A 25,315-nucleotide genomic window follows, 5' to 3' on the forward strand; every position below is an offset into this window, starting at 1 on the left:
CCCATGATGCCGTCAGGCCTGCGGGGAAGCAGGCGGCGGCGGAGTCGGGGCCGGAACCGGTGTCGGGGCTTCCCGATTGAGGAATTCATCCATCGAAGCAAGGGCCCTGTCGCGCACGGGATCACATTCGCGCAGGATTTCGTGGCGTGCCTCGCGCCCCCAGGCCACCAGCCGGACATGGGGCAGCCGCCGGGCCGCGCGCGCAATCGCCCGCCACGAGACCAGCGCATCGCGCCGCGTGGCCAGCAACAGCACCGGACAGGTCACCGCTTCGAGCACGCCGGGTGCATCGAGCCGGTCGAACGATTCGCTCGCCCGGCGCAGCCAGCGCCAGCTCGCCGGGCCGAGCCTCAGGAACGGGCGCTGTGCCTTCCACCACAGTTCCCCGGCATAGCGGCGCTCGTCGTGGGTGAGCAGGATCGCCCGCGTCTTTTCCCGCGCGCCGGGTTTTTCGCTGGCCTTCCAGGCCGCGCGCGCGGGGTCGCCCAGCCGGGTCATCAGCCGGGCATAGAGGCGTTGCAGCACGCGGGGAATCGGCGTGGCAAAGCCCAGCATCGGTGCGCAGAGCACGACCGCGTCGGGGTCGATTCGCCCCTCGGCCAGCGCGCGCAGCACCAGATGCCCGCCCATCGAATGGCCTGCCACGACATGAGGGCCCGGAGCCCCTGCCCGCCACTGCGCAAAGAGCCCGGCCAGATCATCGACCCAGATCGAAAAGTCGGCGATGTCGCCCACCGCAGGGTCGGCAGCCAGACGCCCGGAGCCGGCCTGTCCGCGCCAGTCCGCAGCGCTGACATGCCAGCCCCGCGAGCGCCAGTCCTCGAATGTTTCCAGATACTTTTCATAGAAATCGGCGCGACCGGGCAAGAACAGGATGCTCCCGCGTGAAGGCCCCTCGGGCGCGGGCCAGGCGAGCGTGCGGATCGCCGCGCCATCAGCGGCCAGCCACATCGATTCGAGGGCGTCAGGGGGTATCGCGCACCCGGGCGCACATTCGCAAACATCCTTAACCATCGGCCGGAAATTCCTCGTTTTTGGCTCAATTCCGCCCGTTGCCTTGGTTACCGTTTGGTAAGCGATTGTCCGGTATGAACCCCCTGTCACAGGGGAGTTTCCATGGTCTACGGTCTGGTCGGTCTATTGGCAATTGCGCTGCTTTATGCGGCTTTTACCGACATCCGGCGCCGCCAGATCGACAACTGGCTCAATGCCGCCATCGCGCTCCTCGCCCCGGTCTACTGGTGGGCGCAAGGCCTCACGCTCTGGCCCGGCATGGCGCTGCAACTGGGCGTGGCCCTGCTGGCCTTTGCCGTGCTGGCCGGCCTCTTCGCGCTGCGCATGATGGGGGGCGGCGACGTGAAGCTGTTGACCGCACTGGCACTGTGGTTGCCGGGTCGGCTGTTTCTCGAACTCCTGCTGATCATGGCGCTGGTGGGCGGGGTGCTCACTCTGGTGATGGGCATCTGGCACGTCACCCGCCGCCGCAAGGACCGTCTCAAGATTCCCTATGGCGTGGCCATCGCTTCGGGCGGGCTGTGGGTTCTGGCCAGTTCGCACTGGGATGCGGTGCAGGCTGTTATGGCTGGCTAGGTCTATTTTAACCAATTTGTCGGATTTCTACGGGCTATTCTGTAAGGGCAGGGTCAAAGGGCGATGGACAAGAGAAAGCTGATGCTGCTGGTGGGGGCGCTGTTCGTGGCGGTCGTCACCGCCCTGGCCGCCCGCAACCTGGCAGGCGGGTCGGGATCGCCCCAGGCCGCCGCCGCCGCCCAGCTGGAGACCGGCACCAAGGTGCTCGTGGCCCAGCGCGCGCTCCCGGTTGGCACGATCATCACCGCCGATGCCATAGGCTTCAAGGCCTGGCCCAAGGAAATGGTGCAGGACGCCTATTTCCTTGAAGGCGAGGCCGACATGAGCAAGATGCTCGGCACTGTCGTGCGCAATCCGATCACCGCCGGCGAACCGATCACGCAAGGCTCGCTGGTTGCTCCGGGCGATCGCGGCTTCCTGGCCGCCGCGCTCGGGCCGGGTATGCGCGCGGTTACCATTCCGGTTTCCGCCCGTACCGCCGTGGCCGGGTTCGTGTTCCCCGGCGATCATATCGACCTCGTGCTCACGCAGACCGTCCGGGGGGATGATCCCCAGTCGCTCAAGGCCTCCGAAACGATCGTGCGCAACTTGCGCGTGCTCGCCACCGACCAGTCGGCCACGCAGGAAACCGTCGAAGGCAAGACCCAGGTCAAGGCCTTCAGCACCGTCACCGTCGAGGTGACCCCCAAGCTTGCCGAAAAGATCGCCGTGGCCCAGACCATCGGCACGCTCAGCCTCTCGCTGCGTGCGCTGGCCGACAATGCCTCGGAACTCGATCAGGCGATTGCCTCGGGCGATGTCAAGGTTCCCGCCGGGACCAGCCGCCAGGACGAGGAAAAGCTGCTCAGGCAGGCCATGGCCCATCCGCTCGACGGCGGCGCCTCGTATGTCACGGGCGGCGATGTCTCGCGCTACCAGCGCAAGTCGATGCCCCCGATGGAGGCCTCTTCGAACCGCGGGGCTGGTGTCCCGGCCCCCGCCGGCCCGATGATGGGCGCTCCTGTCACGCCGCCCCGTCCGCGCGGCCCGGTGGTCAACATCACCCGCGGCAAGGATACCGTCACCGTTTCGCTGGCCGCGCACTGACATGGCCCGTTCTCCCATGGCCTCCGCTCCCGCCATCCTGTCCGCTCCCGCCCGTGGCAAAGCCTTTGGCTTCCCGCTCGCGAAAGGCCCGTGCATGTCCACCCGCTTTTCTTCCGCGCTGCTGTGTGCCGCCGTTCTGGCAGCGCCACTCGCGGGCCTGACGTTCGCCTCACCGGCCCGCGCCCAGAGCGTCACCAGCCCGGCCCGCTCGATCGCGGTGGCTCTGGGCCGGGGCGAACTGGTCACCCTGCCCGGCCGCATGGCCGATGTCTTCGTGGCCGACGACAAGGTGGCCGACGTGCAGGCCAAGTCGACCAACCAGCTCTATGTCTTCGGCAAGGGACCGGGCGAGACCACCGTCTATGCCAGCAATGCCAGGGGCGAGGTAATCTGGTCGGCCAACGTGCGCGTGGGCACCAATATCGACAGCATCGACCAGTTGCTGCGCATGGCCCTGCCCGAAGCCAAGATCCAGAGCGCGACGATGAACAGCACCGTCCTGCTCACCGGCACGGTCGCCGCGCCCGAGGATGCCGCCGAGGCCGAGCGCCTCGTCAAGGCCTTCGTGGGCGAAAAGATGCAGGTGATCAGCCGCCTCAAGCTGGCAACGCCGGTGCAGGTCATGCTTCAGGTCCGCATCGCCGAAGTGAGCCGCTCGCTCACCCGCGCGATCAACATGAACTGGGCCACCGCCGACAGCACCAGCGGCATGAAGTTCGGCGTCGCCCAGAACAGCTTCTACTCGCAATATGTGCCCAGAGGCACGCTGGCGACGGGGACCAGTTCCTCAACCAGTTCGTCCGGCTCGTCCGGCACCACCAACACGACCAGCACGCTGGTCGGCGCGGCGGCAACCGGCACGCGCCTCATCGGCAACAGCAAGTTTTTGGGCATGAACGTGCTGGGCGCGCTCGATCTGGGCGAAACGATCGGCCTGACCAACACCCTGGCCGAGCCCAACCTCACCGCGCTCTCGGGCGAAACGGCAGAGTTCCTCGCGGGCGGCGAATTCCCGGTGCCGCTCTCGCAGGGGCTGGGCGCAACGAGTATCGAATACAAGAAATACGGCGTCAGCCTCTCCTACACGCCCACGGTTCTGGCCAATGGCCGCATCTCGCTGCGCGTGCGCCCGGAAGTGTCCGAACTGTCGAGCGACGGGGCGATCACCATCAGCGGTTTCTCGATCCCCGGCCTGCGCGTGCGCCGCGCGGAAACCACGGTCGAACTGGGTTCGGGCCAGAGCTTCATGATCGCCGGGCTGCTGAGCAATACGGCGAAGAACACCATCGTCAAGATGCCCGGCGCGGGCGACCTGCCGGTGCTCGGCTCGCTGTTCCGCTCGACCTCGTTCCAGAAGGGCGAGACCGAACTGGTGATCGTGGTCACGCCCTATCTGGTCAATCCGGTCGACGCCAAGGACATCAAGCTGCCAACCGACGGCTTCAACTCCGCAAACGCGCTGCAACAGGTGCTGGGCAACAGGGAAACCTCGGGCCGTCCGGCCCCGCGCCCGATGCCCAGCGAACGCGACACCACCGTGCAAACCGGTTCGGATGGCGGCCAGTCCCGTTCCGGCGCCGATGCCCGGCCCGGTTTCGGCCTGTGAGCCCCTCCCCCATGGCGCCCTCCTTCATGCTCTGCGCAACAGGAAAACCGACAATGTCCCACCCCCTTGCCCGTTCCTTGCGTGTTCTGGGCCTGGCCGCCGTCCTGAGCGCCGGCCTGTCTGCCTGCGGTGGCCAGCCGGGCAACCGCACGCTCAACAGCGTGCACCAGCCGGTCGTGGAACGCTCCAGCTTCCTGTTCGATGTCGTCACCCTGCCCGGCGGCGGCATGTCGCTGGCCGAGCAACGCCGTCTGGCCGGCTGGTTCGACAGCCTCTCGCTCGGCTATGGCGACAAAGTGGCGCTCGATGATCCGGCCACCAGCGTGACCACGCGCGAGGAAGTGCAGGCGATCCTTTCGGGCCATGGCCTGATCCTGTCCGAAAGCGCGCCCGTCACGGTCGGCACCCTGCCGGCGGGAACCGCCCGGCTGGTGATCACCCGCACCACCGCCTCGGTGCCCGGCTGCCCCGACTGGTCGGCCCACAGCGACGCCAATTTCAACAACGCCACCTCGACCAACTACGGATGCGCGGTCAATTCGAACCTCGCCGCCATGGTCGCCGACAAGGAAGACCTCGTGCGCGGCCAGAGCAATGCCGGCACGACCACGGTGATGACCTCGAACAAGGCCATCGACGCCTTTCGCACCGCCCTGCCCACCGGCAAGGGTGGCACCGTGGTCCGCAAGTCGAGCACATCGGACGTCTCGACCGGTGGTGGCAGTGGCGGTGGTGGCGGAGGAGGCAACTGACATGCCCGGATCCTGGAAAAACGGCAATCGCGACATCTTCGCCGCCTTCCTGTGCGACGATGCCGCCCTCGACGTGGCCCGCGCCGTGGCCGCCGACATGGGCTGGGCGCCCGAAAAGTGCGCGCGCGGCGGCCTGCGCAATGCGGTGCAATCGCTCTCGATCACGGCGAGCCCGGCGATCCTCATGGTCGACCTGTCAGAATGCGGCGATCCGCTCAACGACATCAACGCCCTGGCCGAAGTCTGCGAACCGGGCACGGTGGTCATCGCCGTCGGGCAGGTCAACGACGTGCGCCTCTATCGCGACCTGATCGCCTCGGGCATTCAGGACTACCTGCTCAAGCCGCTCTCGATCGGTCAGGTGCGCGACGCGCTGGCACAGGCCCAGGCGATCTTCACCGCACCCAAGACGCAGGAAGGCGCGGCCACCCGCCAGCATGTCGCCACTGCCGTCGTCGGCACGCGCGGCGGGGTCGGCGCCTCGACGCTGGCCACCTCGCTGGCCTGGGCTTTCAGCACCGATCACAAGCGCTCGACCGCCCTGCTCGATCTGGATGTCCATTTCGGCACCGGCGCGCTCACGCTCGACCTTGAACCGGGACGCGGCCTGACCGACGCCATCGACAATCCCAGCCGCATCGACGGCCTGTTCATCGAACGCGCGATGATCCGCGCCAACGACCACCTCGCGATCCTCTCGGCCGAGGCTCCGATCACCGCCCCGCTGATGACCGATGGCAGCGCCTTCATGCAGTTGCAGGAAGAGTTCCGCCACGCCTTCGAGATGACCGTGATCGACATGCCGCGCAACATGCTGATCAACTTCCCGCACCTGCTGTCCGACGTGAACGCGGTGGTCCTCGCCACCGAACTCACCCTGGCCGGCGCGCGCGACGCGATCCGCCTGCTCGCCTGGCTCAAGGCCAATGCCCCCCATGCCCATGTCCACGTCGTGGCCAACAAGGTGCAGCAGGGCGTGGGCGAGATCAGCCGCGCCGACTTCGAATCCTCGATCGAGCGCAAGCTGGGCTTTGCCATCCCCTTCGACCCCAAGGCGGCGGCCAATGCCGCGCGGCTCGGCCAGACCTTCCTGGGCGCCAACCGCACGGCCAAGGCCAGCCAGCCGATCCGCGATGTCGCCCAGGCCATCGCCGCGCTGTCCGACACCGGTAGCGAACCCGACAGCACGGCCAGGACCAAAGCACGGCCCGGCGCCTCGCTGCTGGGCAGGTTCGACCTGAAGAAGATCCTCACCCCCAAGGCCAAGGCCGGAGCTTCCGCCTGAGGCTGCGCACCCGCCCTTTTTTCCTCGCGCCCGTTCCCCTCTCTCATAGGCAGACCGCAGCATGTTGACCCCCCAGATCCTTGTCGTCGCCGGCGGCATCGCGGTGGTGCTCATCATGGCGGTCTTCGCCCTGTCGGGCCCCAATGCGGCCAAGGAGAGCGAGCGGCGCCTGCAACAGGTGCGGTTTCGCCATTCGGACAAGGCGGTCGACAAGGTCGAGGCGCAATATCGCAAGGCCATTGCCGCGCGCACCCCGCGCGCTCACACCGTGGCCGGATCGCAATCGCGGATCGCCGCGCTCGAACTGCGGCTGCACCGCACCGGCAAGGGCTGGACGCTCAAGGGCTATGCCTATGCCTCGCTGGGCCTCGGGCTGGGGGTGGCAGCCCTGGTCTTCCTCAAGTCGGGCTCGCTGATGCTGGCCCTGCCTGCCGGGTTGCTGGTGGGCGCGGGGCTTCCGCACATGGTGGTCAACATGGCCATCAACCGCCGCACCAACGGCTTCGTCGCGCGGTTTCCCGATGCCCTCGAACTGCTCGTGCGGGGCTTGCGCTCGGGCCTGCCGATCACCGAGACGCTCACCGTCGTCGCCAGCGAACTGCCAGGCCCGGTGGGCGAGGAATTCAAGCTGGTGACCGACCGGATCAAGGTGGGCAAGACCATGGAGGAATCGCTCCAGGACACCGCCGACCGCCTCAACATGGCCGAGTTCAGCTTCTTCTGCATCACGCTGGCGATCCAGCGCGAGACCGGCGGCAACCTGGCAGAAACCCTCGCCAATCTGGCCGACGTGCTGCGCAAGCGCGCGCAGATGAAGCTCAAGATCAAGGCGATGAGCTCGGAAGCCAAGGCCTCGGCCTATATCATCGGCGCGCTGCCGTTCATCGTGTTCGCCCTGCTCCACTGGATCAACCCGGCCTACATGGACAAGTTCTTCCTCGACGAGCGCCTGATCGTGATCGGGCTGGGCGCGCTGTGCTGGCTGGGAATGGGCGGCTTCATCATGGCCAAGATGGTCAACTTCGAGATCTGAGGGCCCCATGGAACAACACGCCGCCCCCACCCTGCTGGGCATCAATGTCATCCATGCCGGCTCGATCCTGATGATGATCGCGGCAGGCGCAATGCTTCTGGCGATCTATGCCGCGGTCACCGTGCGCGACCCCATGGCCAAGCGCGTCAAGGCGCTGAACGAGCGGCGCGAGCAGCTCAAGGCCGGGATCATCACCACCAATGCGCGCAAGCGCCAGTCGATCGTCCGCCGCAACCAGACCACCGACAACATCCGCGGCATCCTCGAAAAGCTGCGCGTGTTGCAGGACAGCCAGCTTTCCGTTGTCCAGCAGCGCCTTGCCCAGGCCGGCATCCGCAAGAAGGAATGGGCCGTCGCGGTGATCTTCGGGCGGATGATCGGCCCGATCGCGCTGGGCGGGCTGGCCTTGCTGTGGATCTACGTCCTCAATTTCTTCCCCGAATGGAGCCCGTTCAAGCGCTTCATGGGCTTCGCGGTCATGGTCCTCTTCGGTTACAAGGCCCCGGACATCTGGATCGCCAATCTCGTCACCAAGCGCACCAATGCGATCCGCAAGGGCCTGCCCGACGCGCTCGACCTGCTGGTGATCTGTGCCGAGGCGGGCCTGACGGTCGATGCGGCCTTTGGCCGCGTGGCGCGCGAACTGGGCCGGGCCTATCCCGAGCTGGGCGATGAATTCGCGCTGACGGCCATCGAACTCTCGTTCCTGACCGAACGCCGGCAGGCCTTCGAAAACCTCGCCTACCGGGTAAAGCTGGAATCGGTGCGCGGGGTGACGACCACGATGATCCAAACCGAACGCTACGGCACGCCGCTGGCCTCGGCCCTGCGCGTGCTCTCTGCCGAATTCCGCAACGAGCGCATGATGCGCGCCGAGGAAAAGGCCGCGCGCCTGCCCGCGATCATGACCGTGCCGCTGATCCTGTTCATCCTGCCCACGCTCTTCGTGGTCATTCTGGGCCCGGCGGCCTGCTCGATCAGCGACCAGTTCATCAACCGCAAGAGCCCCGCGCTCTGAGCCACCGAGCTTCCCGTGCCGCGCGCCAGAGCGCGTCGGACGGGGGCACCGGGCACACGGGAGGGGGGCACACGGGAGAGGGCACGGAGCCCTTGCGAAAAAGGGCCTTACTTCCCCTGTTCCTCGAACCGGCGCACCGCCCCGAGCAGCTTGTCGAGAAGCCCGCGCAGCCGCTCGACCTCGCGCGGGGTCAGCACCGCAAAAATGTCCTCGTAGATTTCCTGGGCCTGTGGCCAGATGCGGGCGTGAATCTCGCGCCCCTGCGCGGTCAGTTCCAGATGGTGCGAGCGGCCATCGGCGACATTCGGGCTGCGCTGGAGCAATCCGCGATCTTCCAGCACCTTGCAGGCCCGGTTGACCGCCACCTTGTCCATCTGTGTGGCGCCGACCAGATCGCGCTGGGTCAGCGCCCCAGCATCGCCCAGCACCGCCATGACCCGCCATTCCGAAATTTTGAGGCCGAACTGGGCCCGATATTCGTTCGCAATGGCGCCGCTCACGGCGCTCGACGTGATGGCCATGCGATAGGGCAGGAATTCGGCAAGACGGGATTGCATGTCGGACATGGTTTCGTGTGTAAGGAAACCGGCGACAATGGCAACAATGATGTTGCCTCATCTGTGGCCAGCAGCCTTGCAATCATGCAAGACTGCTGGTTAACGCGCAACTTTCAGAAAGTTACGCGCACAAAATGGTGCATTACTCCAAAATGGAATAAACCTTCCGGCTCACCCCGATTCGAGAGAGTCACCGCTCGTTGAGCACCCGGCCCGCCACCGCGCCCAGCCGGGCCACCAGAACCGGGTCGCGCTGCGCGGGCGCAGTCATGATCGCCCCGTCGAGCGCGTGGTCGATCGGGCTGGCACTGCGTTCGGGCGGAAGCAGCCCGGCCAGCGCCGTCACCATCGCGCGCGCGGTGGCTGCATTGCCGTGCATGACCTCGATCACTTGCGCCACATCGACATGCTCGCCCTCGCGCCAGGCGTCATAGTCGGTGACCATGCCGATCAGCGCGTAAGGCAGCTCGGCCTCGCGGGCCAGACGCGCCTCGGGCAGCGCGGTCATGCCGATCACGTCGGCGCCCCACTGGCGATAGAGGCGGCTTTCCGCGCGGGTCGAGAACTGCGGCCCCTGCATCGCCAGATAGCAGCCGCCGCGATGGACCGTGGCCCCGGCAGCCTGCGCCGCATCGCCCAGCAGCCCGGACAGCCGCGCGCAGACCGGATCGGCCAGCGAGACATGGGCCACCAGCCCTTCGCCAAAGAAGCTCTGCGGACGGCCATGGGTGCGGTCGATGAACTGGTCGACCGCCACGAAGCTGCCCGGCGCCAGTTCCTCGCGCAAAGACCCGATGGCCGAGATCGCGACGAGGTCGGTTACCCCGCACCGCTTCATCACGTCGATATTGGCGCGGTGGTTGATCCCTTCGGGCGGGATGCGGTGCCCGGCGCCATGGCGGGCCAGAAACACGAATTCCACCCCGCCGATCTTGCCCAGCGTGACCGGCCCCGAAGGCGCGCCAAACGGCGACTGGACCGCGATTTCCTGCACTTCATCGAGCACCGACAGGTCGTAGATGCCCGAGCCACCGATGATCCCGATGCGCCAGTGCGCCGCCGTCTTGTGCCCGTGCGAAGCCGTCTGTTCAGTGTGCAAGGAATGTCGCCTTCTTGAAAAAATCGTCGTGCCTGCTCGATAGCGGCGGCACGGCGCGCGGGCAATCGCGCTTGCAAACGCCCGCCTGCCCGCTACCCCGCACTCCCATGCCGAACGCGACCATGACCGAACCCGCCTTCATCGCCGCCCTGCGCGCCCTCGCGCAGGATCCGGCCGCGCGCGGGCTCGACGACGACGTGGCGGTGATCGACCTTGGCGGCGAAAGCCTGATCCTCACCCACGACATGATGGTCGAAGGCATCCACTGGCTTCCAGAGCAAGACCCCGCCGATGTCGCGTGGAAACTGGTGGCCACCAACTTGTCCGATCTGGCCGCCAAGGGCGCCCAGCCGCTCGGCGTCCTGCTCGGCTATGGGCTGGGCGGGGGCGAAGCGCGCTTTCTGGCCGGGCTGGAGGAGGTCTTGCACGCCTTTGCCGTGCCCCTGCTGGGCGGCGACACCGTGCGCCGGGGGGCCAGCGCCACCCATGGCCTGACCGCGCTGGGCCGCGCCACGCACCGCCCCGTCCCCTCGCGCAAGGGCGCCCGCGCAGGCGATACGCTGTGGGTGACAGGCACGCTGGGCGCCGCCATGCTCGGCTTCGAGGCGCTGAAAGAAGGCCAAAAGGGCTCCGAAAGTCCCGAAATCGCCGCCTTCACCCGCCCCGTCCCCCGCCTTGCCGAAGGCCGCGCGCTGGCCCCGCATGTCACCGCGATGATGGACGTGTCCGATGGCCTCCTGCTCGATGCCACGCGGCTGGCCCGTGCCAGCGGGATCACGCTGGCGGTCGATTCATCGGCCTGCCCCTTCCCTGCCAGCCTGTCCCCTGAACGCCGCCGTGCGGCGCTGAGCTGGGGGGATGACTACGAACTGCTCTTCACCCTTCCGGCCGGACAGACCCCGCCGGTGCCCGCCGCGTGCATCGGCAAGGCGCTCCCCCCCGGCCCGGCGCCGCTCCTGCTCGACGGGCAGGCGCCTGTGGGCGTGCTGGGCTACGAGCACGGCTGAGCCCCTTCCACCACCCACTTGCGCGGGCGGTCCCCCTCCCCGCACGCGGGGAGGATCTTTGGTCCTCCTGAGGTAGGGAGGGGAGAAAAATCCCGCTTGCAGCCCACCAAAGATGGTCTAGCCTCGCCCCGTCCCGCACAAGACGGGACTCGCCCACGCCCCCCACGAAAAGACGAAAAAACCGGGCGCGGGACGCAACAAAGGGGGATGCCACATGAACCTCGTCGTCGTCGCGATCGGGTTTGGGCTGCTGGCCGTGCTCTATGGCTATGCGACCAGCCGCCAGGTGCTGGGAAGCCCGGCCGGAAACCCGAAAATGCAGGACATCGCCGCCGCCATCCAGGAAGGCGCGCAGGCCTATCTCCGCCGCCAGTATGCCACGATCGGCGTGGTCGGGGTGCTTGTCGCGATCATCGTCGCGCTGACCCTGCACCCGCTGCCCGCCCTCGGCTTCGTCATCGGCGCGGCGCTTTCGGCTCTGGCCGGGTTCATCGGCATGACCGTCTCGGTGCGCGCCAACGTGCGCACCGCCGCCGCCGCGCAGGACGGGCTGCAACAGGGCCTGACCCTCGCGTTCCGGTCGGGCGCGATCACCGGGATGCTGGTGGCGGGCCTTGCCCTGCTGGGGATCGCCGGGTTCTTTGCCGTGCTGGTCGGCCCGCTGGGGCTGGCGCCGGGAAGCCGCACGGTGATCACCGCGCTCACCACGCTGGCGCTGGGCGCCTCGCTGGTGTCGATCTTCGCGCGGCTGGGCGGGGGCATCTTCACCAAGGCCGCCGACGTGGGCGCCGATCTGGTCGGCAAGGTCGAGGCCGGTATCCCGGAAGACGATCCGCGCAACCCGGCGGTGATCGCCGACAACGTGGGCGACAACGTGGGCGATTGCGCGGGGATGGCCGCCGACCTGTTCGAAACTTATGTCGTGACCGTGGGCGCGACGATGATCCTCACCGCCCTGCTTTGCGACGATCCGGCCCGCCTGCTGGCGCTCATGGCCCTGCCGCTGCTGATCGGGGGCGTGTGCATCGTCACCTCGATCATCGGCACCCTGTTCGTGAAGCTGGGCCCCAGCCAGAACATCATGGGCGCGATGTACAAGGGCTTTGCCGTCACCGCCCTGCTGTCGGTGCCCGCGATCTGGCTGGCCATGCAGGCCGCGCTGGGCGACATGGCCGCCCCGCTGGGCACGCATGGCAAGCTTGCCGGGGTGAGCGGACAGGCCCTGTTCGGCTGCGCGCTGGTGGGCCTGGCCATCACCGGGCTGATCATCTGGATCACCGAATACTATACCGGCACCGCCTATCGCCCGGTCCGCTCGATCGCGCGCGCCTCGCGCACCGGGCACGGCACCAATGTGATCCAGGGCCTTGCCGTCAGCCTCGAAGCCACCGCCCTGCCCACGCTGGTGATCTGCGCGGGGATCGTGGTGGCCTGGCAACTGGCCGGGCTGATCGGCCTTGCCTATGGGGCGACGGCGATGCTTGCGCTCGCGGGGATGGTCGTCGCGCTCGATGCCTATGGCCCGGTGACCGACAATGCCGGGGGCATCGCCGAAATGGCCGGACTGGACGAGGCCGTGCGCGCCCGCACCGATGCGCTCGACTCGGTGGGCAATACGACCAAGGCGGTCACCAAGGGCTATGCGATCGGCTCGGCCGGGCTGGCCGCGCTGGTTCTGTTCGCGGCCTATACCACCGACTTGCGGGCGTTCTTTCCGGGGCTGACGGTCGATTTCAGCCTCGAAAACCCCTATGTCGTCGTCGGCCTGCTGCTCGGCGCGCTGCTGCCCTACCTGTTCGGGGCGATGGGGATGACCGCCGTGGGCCGCGCGGCGGGCGACGTGGTGATCGACGTGCGCGACCAGTTCGCCGCCGATCCGGGCATCATGGCGGGCACCAGCCGCCCCGACTATGCCCGCACGGTCGATCTCGTCACGCGCGCGGCGATCCGCGAGATGGTCGTGCCCTCGCTGCTGCCGGTGGCCGCACCCGTGGTGGTCTATGGGGTGATCCGCTACGTGGCCGGGCAGGCCGATGCCTTTGCCGCGCTGGGCGCGCTTCTGCTCGGCGTGATCGTGGGCGGGCTGTTCGTCGCGCTTTCGATGACCTCGGGCGGGGGCGCCTGGGACAATGCCAAGAAATTCATCGAGGACGGCCACTTCGGCGGCAAGGGCTCCGACGCGCACAAGGCCGCCGTCACCGGCGACACGGTGGGCGATCCCTACAAGGACACCGCCGGCCCGGCGGTCAACCCGATGATCAAGATCACCAATATCGTCGCCCTGCTGCTGCTGGCCGCCCTCGCGGGGGCATAGCTTGGGTTTGGGGCGGGGTCTGGCAGGCATCCCGTCCCCCTTTTTGAGGTTTCATCTTTATGACAGCGCCTCCCACCCGATTGACGCTCGCCATCGCCCTCGCCTAGGCGCGCGGCCATGCTCAATCCGCTTTCCACCACCCTGCTCTCTTCCTCGACCGAACCGGACGCGATCGTGGCCGGGCTGGTATCCCTGCTCACCGTCTCGCCCGAAGGCGGACCCGAGGGGAAGGACCGCTTCACCGGCGCGCGCAAACCGGGCGGCGAAGGCCGGGTCTTTGGCGGGCAGGTCATCGCCCAGGCGCTGGCCGCCGCGCAGGCCAGCGTCGATGCCGACCGCCCGGTCCATTCGCTCCATGGCTATTTCCTGCGCCCCGGCAGCGAGGAAACCGCGATCACGTATGCCGTCTCGCGCGAGATGGACGGGCGCAGCTTCGCCAACCGCCGCGTGGTGGGCGAACAGAACGGCAAGGCCATCTTCAGCATGACCGCCTCGTTCCAGCGGCGTGAACCTGGCGTCCACCATGCCGTGCCAATGCCCGCCGTGCCCCTGCCCGAGGCCCTGCCCAGCGAGGCCGACCTGCTGGCCATCTATGCCGAACGCCTGCCCGAACAGCGCCGCGAGGCCCTCGCCCGCCCGCGCCCGATCGAGATGCGCCCGGTCGAGCCGATCAACTGGCTGCGCCAATCGCCGCCCGCCTCGGGCAGCAGCGATACGCGGATCGAGCCCGTCTCGCACACCTGGCTGCGCTGCGTCGCCCCGCTGCCCGACGATCCGGCCATCCACCGCACGCTGCTCGCCTATGCCAGCGACATGACCCTGCTGGGCACCAGCCTGCTCCCCCACGGCCTGAGCTGGGCCGCAGGCACGGCCAAAGGTGCCAGCCTCGACCACGCGATCTGGTTCCACGACGATTTCCGCGCTGACGACTGGCTGCTCTATGCCTGCGACAGCCCCTGGGCCGGACAGGCCCGCGGCTTTTCCCGAGGCCGCATCTTCACCCACGACGGGCGGCTCGTCGCCGAAACCGCGCAGGAAGGCCTCGTCCGCAAGGTCGGATAGGCAAAACAGAAAAGATAACGGGGTCGAAGGGGCCGATGGCCCCTTCCTTTCCCCTTTTCTTGAAAACCGCGCTCAGAGCTTGCCGAACTTGTCCTCATAGGCGCCGGTATCGCCGCTCGACAGCAGGCGGGCCTGTTCGATCCAGTTGTCGCGCGCGGGGCGACCGGCAAAGGCGCCGAGCTTGGGGTCGATGGCGGCAAGGTCGGCTTCCGTCCACGCGGCGATCTGGGCAAAGCGGGTGATGCCAAGGCCTGCCAGCAGGGTTTTCAGCTTGGGGCCCAGCCCCTTGATCCGGGTAAGGTCATCGGCCTCTTCAGGGGCAACCGGTGCCGGAGCGGGCTCTGCGGCGGCGGCAACGGGGGCCGCAGGCGCGGGGGCCGGCTCCACCGGCGCCGGGGCGACCGGGATCGGCTCGGCCACGGGCACTTCGGGGGCAAGCGAGGGCGGCGGCATCGTGGCCACGGTGGCGGCGGAAGGGGCCGCGATCAGCGCGTTGTTGCGCTGGGCGGGGGCGGCGCCTTCGGAGAGGACGTCCCTGATTTCGCGCTGCGGGGGCTTCTTGCCACCCGAACGCAGCAGGAAGAAGGCCAGCACCACGGCCAGCGCCAGCACACCGGCCAGCAGCGGCCAGTTGGCCTCGATCATTTGCATCATGGTTTCGCTTCCATTCGACAGACTCGACAGGCCCCAGCCCATGGCGCGTGCATGGCCCGCACGCAAGCGGGGCGGCGCCTTTGCAAGCGCCGCCCCGCCCGGATTGCCTCGGAAGCGGACCCGTCAGGCCGGTTCAGCAACCGATTGCAGCGAAGCCTTCTTGCGGCGACGCCAGGCGTGGAGCAGCGGTTCGGTATAGCCGCTGGGCTGGGTCGTGCCCTCGAACACGAGGTCGCAGGCCGCGCGGAAGGCAAAGCTGGTGTCCCAGTTGCCCGCCATCGGTTCGTAGAGCGGATCGTCGGCGTTCTGCCCGTCAACCTTGGCCGCCATGCGCTGGAGCGCGTCCATCACCTGCTCGCGCGTGCAGACGCCGTGGAGCAGCCAGTTGGCCAGATGCTGGCTGGAAATGCGCAGCGTCGCGCGGTCTTCCATCAGGCCCACGTCGTCGAGATCGGGAACCTTGGAGCAGCCGACGCCCTGGTCGATCCAGCGCACGACATAGCCCAGGAGCCCCTGCGCGTTGTTGTCCAGCTCGGCGCGGATTTCCTCGTCCGACCAGTTGGTCCCCTCGGCCAGCGGGATCGCCAGCAGCGCGTCGAGGCCGGGCACCGGGCGCTCGGTGATCTCGTTGCGCAGGCGGAACACGTCGACCTGATGGTAGTGCATGGCGTGGAGCGTGGCGGCGGTGGGCGAAGGCACCCAGGCGGTGTTGGCGCCGGTGCGCGGGTGGCCGATCTTTTCGGCAACCATCGCCTTCATCCGGTCGGGCGCGGCCCACATGCCCTTGCCGATCTGCGCCTTGCCCGAGAGGCCACAGGCAAGGCCGATGCCGACATTGCGCGCTTCGTAGGCGGCGATCCAGCCCGACTGCTTCATCGCGCCCTTGCGGATCATCGGCCCGGCCTGCATCGAGGTGTGGATCTCGTCGCCGGTGCGGTCGAGGAAGCCGGTGTTGATGAAGACGACACGGTCCTTCACCGCCGCGATGCAGGCGGCAAGGTTGGCGCTGGTACGGCGTTCCTCGTCCATCACGCCGACCTTGACGGTGTGGCGCGGCAGGCACAGCAGGTCTTCGACCGCATCGAACAGATCGTTGGTGAAAGCCGCTTCCTCGGGCCCGTGCATCTTGGGCTTGACGATGTAGATCGAGCCCTGACGGCTGTTGCGATAGAGGCCCAGCCCCATCAGGTCGTGCGCGCCGATGGCCGAGGTGATCACCGCGTCCATGATGCCTTCGGGAATCTCGCTGCCATCGGGCAGGAGGATCGCCGGATTGGTCATCAGGTGGCCGACATTGCGGACGAACAGCAGGCTGCGGCCCGGCAGGACCAGTTCGCTGCCATCGAGGGCCGACCACACGCGGTCGGCTTCGAGGGTGCGGCTCAGGGTCTTGCCGCCCTTGGTGAAGTGGGCGGTCAGGTCGCCGCGCATCAGGCCCAGCCAGTGGCGATAGGCGATCAGCTTGTCTTCGGCATCGACCGCCGCGACCGAATCCTCAAGGTCGACGATGGTGGTCAGCGCCGCTTCCATCACGATGTCGGCGAGCCCCGCCTTGTCGGTCTGGCCGACAGGGTGGGCCGGGTCGATCACCAGTTCGATATGCAGGCCATTGTGGCGGAACAGCAGGCCGCCATCCTTCTGGCCGACCCACTGCGCCGGATTGGCCAGCGCGGGGACACCCCCGCCTTCACCCAGGCCGTCCCAATCCGCCCAGCTCCCTTGCGCCAGCGGCAGCGTGGCGTCGAGAAACGCACGGCCCGCCGCGATCACCGCCGCGCCGCGCGCCGGGTCATAGCCGCCGGGACGGGCCGGCGCCGCGTCGAGCGCGTCGGTGCCATACCAGGCGTCGTAGAGGCTGCCCCAGCGGGCATTGGCGGCGTTGAGCAGGAAGCGGTCGTTGAGGACCGGAACGACCAGCTGCGGCCCGGCCATCGTGGCGATCTCGGGATCGACATCGGTGGTGGCAACGGCAAAGGGCGCCGGTTCGGGAACCAGATAGCCGATCTCTTCGAGGAACGCGCGATAGGCGAGCGGGTCGTGCGGCTGGCCCGCACGCTCGCGGTGCCAGCTGTCGATTGCGGTCTGGAGATCGTCACGCTTGGCCAGAAGCGCGCGGTTGACGGGCGCATGGTGCGCCACCAGCGCGGCAAAGCCTTCCCAGAACGCAGCCGTGTCGTGGCCGAGCGGCGCAAGAACGGCGGTTTCGATGAAGTCTGCCAGTGCGGCATCCACCTGCAATCCGGCCCGGTCGGTGCGGGGGCTCAGATCAGCGAATTCAGTCAACTCACCCATGGTCATCTGCCTTTGTCAGTCGATCGGCCTTATGCGATCGGGCATACAGGAAAAACAACGTGCTGGCACGCACAAGTGCCTGAAACGTGATGCCTGTCGATGGAACCTGGGGAGGAACGGATCGGCTTTTGCCTGATTCGGGCGTGTTTTGCAACCTTTTGAGGGGACTGGCCGGGCATTCCCCTCCACCACCCGCTGCGCGGGCGGTCCCCCTCCCCATGGCATGGGGAGGATCAGATCCTCCCCGCTGGCGGGGAGGTGTCAGGCCGCAGGCCTGACGGAGGGGCCTTCACCCCGGCGGCGGGAACGGCTAGGCCGGTTGCCGATGCAACAGCTTTCCCGGACCCAGCAAGCCCTTCTCGCCCCCTTTGCCCTGCCCGAAACGCAGGCCGCCATGCTCGCGCATGTGCAGGCATGGAGCGCGGTCAACAGCGGCACGCGCAATCTGGGCGGTCTGGCCGCGCAGGCCGCCCTGCTGGCACAGGCCTTTGCCGTGCTGCCCGGCACCATCCGGCTCGAAGCGCCCGCCCCGGTCGAGACGATCACCGCCGATGGCCGGGTCCAGCCCCTCGCCCACGGGCACCATCTGGTCGTCTCCGTCCGCCCGGAAGCCGCGCGCCGCTATCTGCTGACCGGGCACATGGACACCGTGTTCCCCGCCGACCATCCGTTCCAGCATCAGGTCTGGGCCGACGAACAAACGCTGGTCGGGCCGGGCGTGGCCGACATGAAGGGGGGCATCGCGGTCATGCTCGCCGCGCTCACCGCCTTCGAGGCGAGCCCGGTGGCCGCCAGCGTGGGCTATGACGTGCTGATCAATGCCGACGAGGAAACCGGCAGCCTGTCGTCCGCTCCGCTGATCGCGCGGCTGGCGGCGGGCAAGGCTGCCGCGCTGACCTACGAACCCTCGGCCCTGCCCGATGGCACGCTGGCGGGCGCGCGGGCGGGCAGCGGCAACTATTCGGCCATTGTCACCGGGCGCTCGGCCCATGCCGGGCGCAACCCCGACGAGGGGCGCAACGCGCTGGTCGCCACCGCCGACCTCGCCTTGCGGCTCAAGGCGCTCCACCGCGCCGGGCTGTCGGTCAACCCGGCACGGATCGACGGGGGCAGCGCCAACAATGTCGTGCCCGACAAGGCCGTGCTGCGCTGGAACATCCGCCCGGCCACGCAAGGCGATGCCCAAGGCTTTGCCGCCGCGCTGGGCGAGGCGGTCGAGGCGGTCGAACGCGCGCACGAGGTGGCCATCCATGTCCACGGCGGGATCAGCCGCCCGCCCAAGCCACTCGATCCCCCAGCGCAGGCGCTGTTCGCGCTCGTGCGCGAATGCGGCGCGGCGCTGGGCCAGACCATCGGCTGGAAGGACACGGGCGGCGTGTGCGACGGCAACAACATCGCCGCGCTCGGCGTGCCGGTGGTCGATACGATGGGCGTGCGCGGCGGGGCGATCCATTCGGATCAGGAATTCCTGATCGTGCCCTCGCTGGCCGAGCGCGCGGCGCTTTCGGCGCTGGTGCTGCACCGTCTTTCGGGAGGAGAATAATCCCCATGACCTTTCGCATCCGCGCAGCGCGGGTCGACGACCTCGAATCGCTCTATGAACTGGCCAAGCTGGGCGGCAGCGGCTTTACCAACCTGCCCGCCGACCGCGCCTCGCTGCGCGCCAAGCTCGAACGCGCCGCCGCCGCCTATGCCGACGGGCGCGAGAGCCTGCCCGACGGGCCGGGCGACGAATTGTTCGTGACCATCCTCGAAAACACGATGACCGGCGAAGCGCGCGGCACGGCGCAGATCTTTGCCTGCGTGGGCCGCACCGGGCCGTTCTATTCCTATCGGCTGACCACGCTGACCCAGCATTCCAAGGAACTGGCCCGCACGTTCCGCGCCGAGATGCTCAACCTCGTCACCGACCTCGAAGGATCGAGCGAGGTGGGCGGGCTGTTCCTCCACCCCGGCGAGCGGGCGGGCGGGCTGGGCCTGCTGCTGGCGCGCAGCCGCTATCTGTTCATCGCCATGCACCGGGGCCGGTTTGCCCCGCGCATCCTGGCCGAACTGCGCGGGGTGATCGACGAGCGCGGCGGCTCGGCCTTCTGGGACGGGGTGGCCGGGCGCTTCTTCGGCATGGATTTCCACGAGGCCGACACTTTCAACGCCCTCCACGGCAACCAGTTCATCGCCGACCTGATGCCCAAGCATCCGGTCTATGTCGCCATGCTGCCCGAAAGCGCGCGCACGGCCATCGGCATGCCCCATCCCAATGGCCGCCCGGCCATGCGGATGCTGGAGAACGAGGGCTTTGCCTATGAAGGCTATGTCGACATCTTCGACGGCGGCCCGACGATGACCGCGCGGACCGATCAGGTACGCTCGATCGCGCAGGCCCGCGCCGAGCCGGTGGCGCAGATCGCCCCGCCCGAAGGCATCGCCGCCGAAAGCCGGAGCCCGATCCGTCAGGCGCTGGTCGCCACCGGGCGCCTCGCCAGCTTCCGCTGCACACTGGCCGACGTGGCAGACGGACAGGATGGCCTGATCCTTTCCCCCGGCGCCGCCACGGCCCTCGCCGTGCGCGAGGGCGACACCGTCTGGCATGTTGCCCGCTAAACAGGACGAAACCCTTCATGGCACGCGTTGAGATCAACTTCGACGGCCTCATCGGCCCCAGCCACAACTATGCCGGGCTGAGCCTGGGCAATCTCGCCTCGGCGGCCCATGCCGGCGCCGTCTCGGCCCCGTGCGCCGCCGCGCTGCAAGGGCTGGCCAAGATGCGCCACAACCTCGGCCTCGGGCTGGTACAGGGCCTGTTCGTGCCGCTGCCCCGGCCCAACGGCGCCTTCCTCGATGCGCTCGGCCTTGCCGCCTGCGAACCGACTGATGAAGCCGAGCGCCGCTTGCGCGCGGCAGCCTGGTCGGCCAGTTCGATGTGGACGGCCAATGCCGCCACCGTCAGCCCCGCGCCCGACACCGCCGATGGCCGCTGCCACCTGACCGCCGCCAACCTCGTCACGATGCCCCACCGCGCGCAGGAATGGCCCGATACCGTGCGCCAGTTGCGCCTCGCCTTTGCCGACAGCGCCCATTTCGTGGTCCACGACGCCGTGCCCGCCTGCTTTGGCGACGAAGGCGCGGCCAACCACATGCGCATGGCGCCCGGCCACGATGCACCGGGCCTCGAAATCTTCGTCTATGGCCGCACGGGCGGCGCGTTCCCCGCGCGCCAGCACGAGCAGGCCAGCCGCGCGGTCGCCCGCCTTCACGGCCTCGATCCGGCACGCTGCCTGTTTGTCGAGCAGGCGCCAGAGGCGATTGCCGCCGGGGCCTTTCACAACGATGTCGTGGCCGTCGCCAATGGCCGCGTGCTGTTCACCCACGAACAGGCGTTTGCCGACCCGGAAGGCACGTATGGAGCCATCCGCGCCGCCCTGCCCGAGGCCGAGATCATCGTCGTCCCCGCCAGCGCGGTCAGCCTTGCCGATGCGATCAAATCCTACCTGTTCAACGCCCAGCTTCTTACCCTGCCCGATGGCGCGATGGCGCTGGTGATCCCGCTCGAAGCCTGGGAAAACGGGCCCGTGCGCGGCTGGCTCGAAACGATGCTGGCGGGCAACGGGCCGATCCGCCACGTCCTGCCGGTCGATGTGCGCCAGTCGATGGCCAATGGCGGGGGACCGGCCTGCCTGCGCCTGCGGGTTGTCGCCGATCCGGCCACGGTCGATCCGCGCTTCCTGCTCGATGCCGACAAGATCGGCCGGATCGAGGAAGTCGTCGCCACGCACTGGCCCGAACGGATCGCCCCCACTGATCTGGGCACCCCGGCGCTGGCCGCGCAGGTAATCGCCGCGCGGGAGGCACTTCTCGCCGTTCTGGATCTGAAAGAGCTGGCCTGATGGCTTGAAACCGGGCCCCGGTGTCGCCAGATTTTACACTGGCGAGACCGACAGGCCCGGGCAGCTCCTGTTTACGGCCCTAGTTTGCTGCCTTGGCACGGTTTTTGCGTAACAGTTACCGAACTGTTAATTTCGCTTTTGCAGTCGTGACATCAGGGACAGCACCATGCTGGGCAAGATAGCTCGCCTTTTCATGATCAAGAACCGGTTCGAGGCCTTCGCGGTGATCTACGCGCTGGCGCTCGGCGCGGTCGAGCGCGGGCAGGCCTATCTGGCGCGGTTCCCCGGTTTTGGCGGCAAGCTGCTGTTTCTGGCGGCAACGGGCGCGGTGTTCATGGCCGGGGCCAAGATCCTCGATTGCCTCAAGCTCGAAAAGGCGAACGGGCCTGCCGGACAATCCCCGGCAAGCCCGCCCGACAAACCCTGAAAAACCCTTTTCCGGTTTCAGTTCACCGCCGACAGCTTGCCACCGCCACGCGGTTTTCCCTGCCCTGAACTGCCGCTGCCCTGAGCCGCATCATCGCGCGTGTTGAAGCGCGCCATCCAGGCCTCGACCACCGGGGCGATCCGGCCCCGCCAGCGCGAACCGTTGAAGATGCCATAGTGGCCCACCTCGGCGGCGAGGTAGTATTGCTTCATTTCGTCGGGCACGCCGGGCGTCACCTTGAGCGCGGCGCGGGTCTGGCCGATGCCCGAGATGTCGTCCTTCTCGCCCTCGATGCACAGGATCGCCGTGTCGGTGATCTCGCCCAGGTCGACCGCCTGCCCGCGATGGACGAATTCGCCCTGCGGCAGGGCGTGCTGCTGGAACACCACGTCGACCGTCTGGAGATAGAATTCGGCCGGAAGGTCGCAGACCGAGCGATATTCGTCGTAGAACTTCTTGGTCGAATCCGCGTTTTCGCCGTCGCCCTGCACCATGTGCTGGAAGAGCTTGTAATGGCTCATCATGTGGCTGCCCAGGTTCATCGACATGAAGCTGGTGAGCTGGACGAAGCCGGGATAGACCTGCCGCCCCGCGCCCGGATAGTTTTCGGGCACGGTGGTGATCATGTTGTGCTTGAACCAGACGAAGGGCTTGGCGATCGCGTGGTCGTTGACCTCGGTCGGGCTCTCGCGGGTGTCGATCGGGCCGCCCATCATCGTCAGGGTGAGCGGACGGCACGGATGCTTCTTCGCGCCCATCACTGCCGTCGCCGCAAAGGCGGGCACCGAAGGCTGGCAGACCGCCATGACATGGGCTCCGGGGCCGATGTGTTCGAGGAAGCCGATCAGATAGTCGATATAGTCGTCGAGGTCGAAGTGCCCTTCGGCCAGCGGCACGTATTTCGCGTCGGCCCAGTCGGTGATGTAGACATGGGCGCGTTCGAGCATGCGCTCGACCGTGCCGCGCAGAAGCGTGGCGAAATGGCCGCTCATCGGCGCCACGATCATCAGCCTGGGCGCATCGGCAGGCAGGCCATCGTGGGTGAAGAGCTTGAGATCGCCGAACGGGCGATGGACCACGGTCGTCTCGTGGACGGCATGGGTATGCCCGTCGACATGGACCGTGCGGATCGCGAAGGCGGGCTTGCCGCGCGGCGCGGTGGCATGGGCAAAGACATTGAGCGCCGAGGCCATCGTCTGCATCGGCCCGAAAGCGGCAAACGGCATCTGCGGGTCGTTGAGGATGTCGACCATCATCGAGGCCCAGGCGCTGCTCGCATTCATCAGCGAGCGCTGGATTTCATAAGCCTTGTAGAGCACGGGAGACAGCCTTTCTCTGGCGTCGGCGACCAGCCATCCGCTCAGGATGACATGGCCTGCGACAGGTTACCGTGAACACCCGGTGCCCATCGCATAGACCCACTATGCGCCAGACCGATGACCGCCAGCGTATACATCATAAACGTATACAACCTGTACGGCGCCACCATGCCCGGCCATTGTGCGCTGCGGGCACCCGGCCTTCCATAACGTGCGTTCACCATGATTGTGCCCGTTAATTGCTCCGGCTGCAATGCAACAAGATCGACATGCCCCCCGGCGCAGGACAAAGCGGCCCGAAACGCCCCGTGATGGCCCCGGCGGACGCCCGGTTGACTCCCGCCTGACTCCCGGCTGACTGGGCACAAGTCCCCCTTCCAGTGGCGCCCGCCATGGGCTAGGCGGTTGAGCCATGGCAGAGCCCCTCCAGGAACCGTCCCGACCCGCCCCCTCCCAGTCTGCCCCCTCCCCGACGGAGCAGGCCCCACCCCCGCCGGGCCGCAAGCTGGGGCCCCTGCGGATGATCTGGCGCGAGGGCGCCAAGTATCCGGGGCAGGTCGCCGCCGCGCTGCTCGCGCTGCTGACCACGTCCACGGCCACCATCGCCATTCCTGCCCGCTTCAAGTCCATCGTCGACGAGGCTTTCGGCCCCCATGCCCAGACCGGCACGATCGACAGCGCGTTCCATGTCCTGCTGGCGATCTCCATCGTGCTGGGCTTTGCCACGGCGATCCGGTTCTATTTCGTCTCGTGGCTGGGCGAGCGCGTGGTCGCCGACATCCGCCGCCGCGTGCAGGCCAACCTGCTGCGCCTGCCGCCCGCCTTCTTCGAGGTAAACAGCCCCAAGGAAATCGCCTCGCGGATGACCGCCGACACCGCGATCATCGAGCAGGTCGTGGGCACGACCCTGTCGATTGCCCTGCGCAACACCATCACCGCGCTGGGGGGCCTGCTCTACCTGTTCTTCCTCGCCCCCTGGCTCACCGCCGAGATCGCCATCGGCATTCCCGCGATCATCGCCCCGGTCGCCTTCTTCGGCAGCCGGTTGCGCAAGGTCTCGCGATCGAGCCAGGACCGCGTGGCCGACATCGGCGCGATCACCGCCGAGGCGCTGGGCGCCATCCGCATCGTCCAGGCCTTCGGACAGGAAAACCGCGAGCGCCAGCGCTTTGCCGATGCGGTCGAGCGCACGTTCGACACCGCGCGCCGCCGCATCACGATCCGCGCGGTGATGACTGCCATCGTCATCTTCCTGGTCATGGGCGGGATCACCGGCCTGATGTGGCAGGGCGCCATCGGCGTTGCCAATGGCACGCTGACCGGGGGCACCATCGCCGCCTTCGTGCTGACGGGGGGCATCGTCGCGGGGTCGTGCGGGGCGCTGACCGAAGTCTATGGCGATCTTTTGCGCGGGGCGGGCGCGGCCGGGCGCCTGAACGAACTCATGCTCGAACAGCCCGACATCGCGCGCCCGGCGCGGCCCATCGCGCTGCCCAGCCCGCCGCGCGGGGCGCTTGCGTTCCAGCAGGTCTCGTTCCGCTATCCCAGCCGCCCGGACAGCCCGGCGCTGGTCGATTTCTCGCTGACCATCGAGCCGGGCGAAACGGTCGCCATCGTCGGCCCCTCGGGCGCGGGCAAGTCCACGCTGTTCCTGCTCGCCCAGCGGTTCTACGATCCGCAAGCGGGCATGGTGCGGATCGACGGCGTGCCCCTGCCCCAGGCCGACCCGGCCGAGATCCGTGCGCGCATGGCGCTCGTGCCGCAGGAAGCCGTGCTCTTTGCCGCCAGCGCGCGCGACAACTTGCGCTATGGCGCATGGGAGGCCAGCGACGAGGCGATCTGGGCCGCCGCCCGCGCGGCCAATGCCGAGGACTTCCTGCGCGCCCTGCCCGAGGGGCTCGACACGTTCCTGGGCGAAGGCGGCGCGCGCCTGTCGGGCGGGCAACGCCAGCGCATGGCGATCGCGCGCGCCCTGCTGCGCAATGCGCCGATCCTCCTCCTCGACGAGGCCACCAGCGCACTCGACGCGGAAAGCGAGCGGCTGGTGCAGGATGCGCTCGACCGCCTGATGGAAGGGCGCACCACGCTGGTCATCGCCCACCGCCTCGCCACCGTGCGCAAGGCCGACCGCATCGTGGTGATGGATGGCGGGCGCATCGTCGAACAGGGCACCCACGCCAGCCTGATCGCCGCCGACGGGCTCTATGCCCGCCTCGCCCGGATGCAGTTCGAGGGGGCCTGAGCACAGGCTCCCCGGCATCTGTTCGGGGCCCATTTCTCAATTCGCGGCAACAAGACCATCGCGCGCTTGAAACGCGTGCTGCGCTGCG

Annotated in this window: 21 protein-coding genes; 15 read left to right on the plus strand and 6 right to left on the minus strand. The window is 68.0% G+C overall.

The genetic code is table 11. From position 1 onward, the window contains the following. Positions 1 to 12: 12 nt before the first annotated feature. Positions 13 to 951: an alpha/beta hydrolase gene (locus SBI20_RS08755; protein ID WP_317974673.1), complete on the minus strand. Its 939-nt coding sequence runs from the start codon at positions 949 to 951 to the stop codon at positions 13 to 15. A gap of 165 nt (positions 952 to 1,116) precedes the next feature. Between SBI20_RS08755 and SBI20_RS08760 the strand changes: the two genes are divergently transcribed. The 7 genes from SBI20_RS08760 to SBI20_RS08790 all read left to right on the plus strand — a co-directional run bounded on the left by SBI20_RS08760 (position 1,117) and on the right by SBI20_RS08790 (position 8,370). Beyond that, positions 1,117 to 1,590, plus strand: a complete 474-nt coding sequence (locus SBI20_RS08760) for an A24 family peptidase (protein ID WP_317974674.1) — start codon at positions 1,117 to 1,119, stop codon at positions 1,588 to 1,590. Between the two features lie 63 nt (positions 1,591 to 1,653). Next, positions 1,654 to 2,676: a Flp pilus assembly protein CpaB gene (gene cpaB / locus SBI20_RS08765; RefSeq protein WP_317974675.1), complete on the plus strand. Its 1,023-nt coding sequence runs from the start codon at positions 1,654 to 1,656 to the stop codon at positions 2,674 to 2,676. A gap of 94 nt (positions 2,677 to 2,770) precedes the next feature. Next, positions 2,771 to 4,282, plus strand: a complete 1,512-nt coding sequence (locus SBI20_RS08770; RefSeq protein ID WP_317974676.1) for a type II and III secretion system protein family protein — start codon at positions 2,771 to 2,773, stop codon at positions 4,280 to 4,282. A 53-nt stretch (positions 4,283 to 4,335) separates the two neighbouring features. Next, positions 4,336 to 5,034 carry a CpaD family pilus assembly protein gene (locus tag SBI20_RS08775; protein WP_317974677.1) on the plus strand — a complete coding sequence of 233 codons (699 nt, stop codon included), beginning with the start codon at positions 4,336 to 4,338 and terminating at the stop codon, positions 5,032 to 5,034. Position 5,035: 1 nt separating this feature from the next. Further along, complete coding sequence (locus tag SBI20_RS08780) at positions 5,036 to 6,319, plus strand: AAA family ATPase (RefSeq protein WP_317974678.1); 1,284 nt, start codon at positions 5,036 to 5,038, stop codon at positions 6,317 to 6,319. 115 nt (positions 6,320 to 6,434) lie between these two features. Next, positions 6,435 to 7,352, plus strand: a complete 918-nt coding sequence (locus SBI20_RS08785) for a type II secretion system F family protein (RefSeq protein WP_411911553.1) — start codon at positions 6,435 to 6,437, stop codon at positions 7,350 to 7,352. Between the two features lie 7 nt (positions 7,353 to 7,359). Next, a complete protein-coding gene (locus SBI20_RS08790) occupies positions 7,360 to 8,370 on the plus strand; it encodes a type II secretion system F family protein (protein WP_317974680.1) in 1,011 nt (336 codons plus the stop codon). Between the two features lie 107 nt (positions 8,371 to 8,477). On the opposite strand, the gene SBI20_RS08795 is transcribed toward SBI20_RS08790, so the two are convergent. Both SBI20_RS08795 and mtnP read right to left on the minus strand, forming a co-directional pair. Further along, entirely contained in the window at positions 8,478 to 8,927 is a 450-nt protein-coding gene (locus SBI20_RS08795; protein WP_411911508.1) for a MarR family winged helix-turn-helix transcriptional regulator, read from the minus strand. Between the two features lie 190 nt (positions 8,928 to 9,117). After that, a complete protein-coding gene (gene mtnP / locus SBI20_RS08800) occupies positions 9,118 to 10,026 on the minus strand; it encodes an S-methyl-5'-thioadenosine phosphorylase (protein WP_317974682.1) in 909 nt (302 codons plus the stop codon). Between the two features lie 122 nt (positions 10,027 to 10,148). On the opposite strand from mtnP, the gene thiL reads away from it, so the two are divergent. From thiL to SBI20_RS08815, 3 genes are all read left to right on the plus strand, one after another. Beyond that, positions 10,149 to 11,033: a thiamine-phosphate kinase gene (gene thiL, locus SBI20_RS08805; RefSeq protein WP_317974683.1), complete on the plus strand. Its 885-nt coding sequence runs from the start codon at positions 10,149 to 10,151 to the stop codon at positions 11,031 to 11,033. A gap of 214 nt (positions 11,034 to 11,247) precedes the next feature. Next, positions 11,248 to 13,347, plus strand: coding sequence for a sodium-translocating pyrophosphatase (locus SBI20_RS08810; protein ID WP_317974684.1), 2,100 nt, complete (start codon positions 11,248 to 11,250; stop codon positions 13,345 to 13,347). Between the two features lie 117 nt (positions 13,348 to 13,464). Further along, positions 13,465 to 14,409, plus strand: a complete 945-nt coding sequence (locus SBI20_RS08815) for an acyl-CoA thioesterase (RefSeq protein WP_317974685.1) — start codon at positions 13,465 to 13,467, stop codon at positions 14,407 to 14,409. A gap of 72 nt (positions 14,410 to 14,481) precedes the next feature. Here the strand turns inward: SBI20_RS08815 and SBI20_RS08820 are convergent, their stop codons facing one another. Both SBI20_RS08820 and SBI20_RS08825 read right to left on the minus strand, forming a co-directional pair. Continuing rightward, positions 14,482 to 15,063 carry a hypothetical protein gene (locus SBI20_RS08820; protein ID WP_317974686.1) on the minus strand — a complete coding sequence of 194 codons (582 nt, stop codon included), beginning with the start codon at positions 15,061 to 15,063 and terminating at the stop codon, positions 14,482 to 14,484. A gap of 123 nt (positions 15,064 to 15,186) precedes the next feature. Beyond that, complete coding sequence (locus tag SBI20_RS08825; RefSeq protein ID WP_411911509.1) at positions 15,187 to 17,355, minus strand: malate synthase G; 2,169 nt, start codon at positions 17,353 to 17,355, stop codon at positions 15,187 to 15,189. Positions 17,356 to 17,680: 325 nt separating this feature from the next. Here SBI20_RS08825 and SBI20_RS08830 point away from each other — a divergent pair, with 325 nt between their 5' ends. From SBI20_RS08830 to SBI20_RS08845, 4 genes are all read left to right on the plus strand, one after another. Then, positions 17,681 to 18,898 carry a hydrolase gene (locus SBI20_RS08830; protein WP_317974687.1) on the plus strand — a complete coding sequence of 406 codons (1,218 nt, stop codon included), beginning with the start codon at positions 17,681 to 17,683 and terminating at the stop codon, positions 18,896 to 18,898. Between the two features lie 5 nt (positions 18,899 to 18,903). Then, a complete protein-coding gene (locus SBI20_RS08835; RefSeq protein ID WP_317974688.1) occupies positions 18,904 to 19,956 on the plus strand; it encodes an arginine N-succinyltransferase in 1,053 nt (350 codons plus the stop codon). Positions 19,957 to 19,973: 17 nt separating this feature from the next. After that, a complete protein-coding gene (locus SBI20_RS08840) occupies positions 19,974 to 21,239 on the plus strand; it encodes an N-succinylarginine dihydrolase (RefSeq protein WP_317974689.1) in 1,266 nt (421 codons plus the stop codon). 166 nt (positions 21,240 to 21,405) lie between these two features. Continuing rightward, positions 21,406 to 21,666 carry a hypothetical protein gene (locus tag SBI20_RS08845; RefSeq protein ID WP_317974690.1) on the plus strand — a complete coding sequence of 87 codons (261 nt, stop codon included), beginning with the start codon at positions 21,406 to 21,408 and terminating at the stop codon, positions 21,664 to 21,666. Between the two features lie 17 nt (positions 21,667 to 21,683). On the opposite strand, the gene SBI20_RS08850 is transcribed toward SBI20_RS08845, so the two are convergent. Beyond that, positions 21,684 to 22,985: a polyhydroxyalkanoate depolymerase gene (locus tag SBI20_RS08850; RefSeq protein ID WP_317974691.1), complete on the minus strand. Its 1,302-nt coding sequence runs from the start codon at positions 22,983 to 22,985 to the stop codon at positions 21,684 to 21,686. A 520-nt stretch (positions 22,986 to 23,505) separates the two neighbouring features. Here SBI20_RS08850 and SBI20_RS08855 point away from each other — a divergent pair. Then, positions 23,506 to 25,227, plus strand: coding sequence for an ABC transporter transmembrane domain-containing protein (locus tag SBI20_RS08855; protein ID WP_317974692.1), 1,722 nt, complete (start codon positions 23,506 to 23,508; stop codon positions 25,225 to 25,227). The last annotated feature ends 88 nt before the right edge of the window (positions 25,228 to 25,315 follow it).

The sequence above is a fragment of the Novosphingobium sp. IK01 genome (genome assembly GCF_033242265.1).
In the GTDB taxonomy this organism is placed as follows: Bacteria; Pseudomonadota; Alphaproteobacteria; order Sphingomonadales; family Sphingomonadaceae; genus Novosphingobium; species Novosphingobium pituita.

What these genes read in the sequence shown, in the direction of transcription:
- SBI20_RS08840 (WP_317974689.1), top strand. Translation starts at nt 19,974, where the DNA reads ATGGCACGCGTTGAGATCAACTTCGACGGCCTCATCGGCCCCAGCCAC.
- SBI20_RS08815 (WP_317974685.1), top strand. Translation starts at nt 13,465, where the DNA reads ATGCTCAATCCGCTTTCCACCACCCTGCTCTCTTCCTCGACCGAACCG.
- SBI20_RS08820 (WP_317974686.1), bottom strand. Translation starts at nt 15,063, where the DNA reads ATGATGCAAATGATCGAGGCCAACTGGCCGCTGCTGGCCGGTGTGCTG.
- SBI20_RS08810 (WP_317974684.1), top strand. Translation starts at nt 11,248, where the DNA reads ATGAACCTCGTCGTCGTCGCGATCGGGTTTGGGCTGCTGGCCGTGCTC.
- SBI20_RS08790 (WP_317974680.1), top strand. Translation starts at nt 7,360, where the DNA reads ATGGAACAACACGCCGCCCCCACCCTGCTGGGCATCAATGTCATCCAT.
- SBI20_RS08825 (WP_411911509.1), bottom strand. Translation starts at nt 17,355, where the DNA reads ATGGGTGAGTTGACTGAATTCGCTGATCTGAGCCCCCGCACCGACCGG.
- SBI20_RS08760 (WP_317974674.1), top strand. Translation starts at nt 1,117, where the DNA reads ATGGTCTACGGTCTGGTCGGTCTATTGGCAATTGCGCTGCTTTATGCG.
- SBI20_RS08795 (WP_411911508.1), bottom strand. Translation starts at nt 8,927, where the DNA reads ATGCAATCCCGTCTTGCCGAATTCCTGCCCTATCGCATGGCCATCACG.
- cpaB (WP_317974675.1), top strand. Translation starts at nt 1,654, where the DNA reads ATGGACAAGAGAAAGCTGATGCTGCTGGTGGGGGCGCTGTTCGTGGCG.
- SBI20_RS08785 (WP_411911553.1), top strand. Translation starts at nt 6,435, where the DNA reads ATGGCGGTCTTCGCCCTGTCGGGCCCCAATGCGGCCAAGGAGAGCGAG.
- SBI20_RS08835 (WP_317974688.1), top strand. Translation starts at nt 18,904, where the DNA reads ATGACCTTTCGCATCCGCGCAGCGCGGGTCGACGACCTCGAATCGCTC.
- thiL (WP_317974683.1), top strand. Translation starts at nt 10,149, where the DNA reads ATGACCGAACCCGCCTTCATCGCCGCCCTGCGCGCCCTCGCGCAGGAT.
- SBI20_RS08845 (WP_317974690.1), top strand. Translation starts at nt 21,406, where the DNA reads ATGCTGGGCAAGATAGCTCGCCTTTTCATGATCAAGAACCGGTTCGAG.
- SBI20_RS08780 (WP_317974678.1), top strand. Translation starts at nt 5,036, where the DNA reads ATGCCCGGATCCTGGAAAAACGGCAATCGCGACATCTTCGCCGCCTTC.
- SBI20_RS08830 (WP_317974687.1), top strand. Translation starts at nt 17,681, where the DNA reads ATGCAACAGCTTTCCCGGACCCAGCAAGCCCTTCTCGCCCCCTTTGCC.
- SBI20_RS08775 (WP_317974677.1), top strand. Translation starts at nt 4,336, where the DNA reads ATGTCCCACCCCCTTGCCCGTTCCTTGCGTGTTCTGGGCCTGGCCGCC.
- SBI20_RS08755 (WP_317974673.1), bottom strand. Translation starts at nt 951, where the DNA reads ATGTGGCTGGCCGCTGATGGCGCGGCGATCCGCACGCTCGCCTGGCCC.
- SBI20_RS08855 (WP_317974692.1), top strand. Translation starts at nt 23,506, where the DNA reads ATGATCTGGCGCGAGGGCGCCAAGTATCCGGGGCAGGTCGCCGCCGCG.
- SBI20_RS08770 (WP_317974676.1), top strand. Translation starts at nt 2,771, where the DNA reads ATGTCCACCCGCTTTTCTTCCGCGCTGCTGTGTGCCGCCGTTCTGGCA.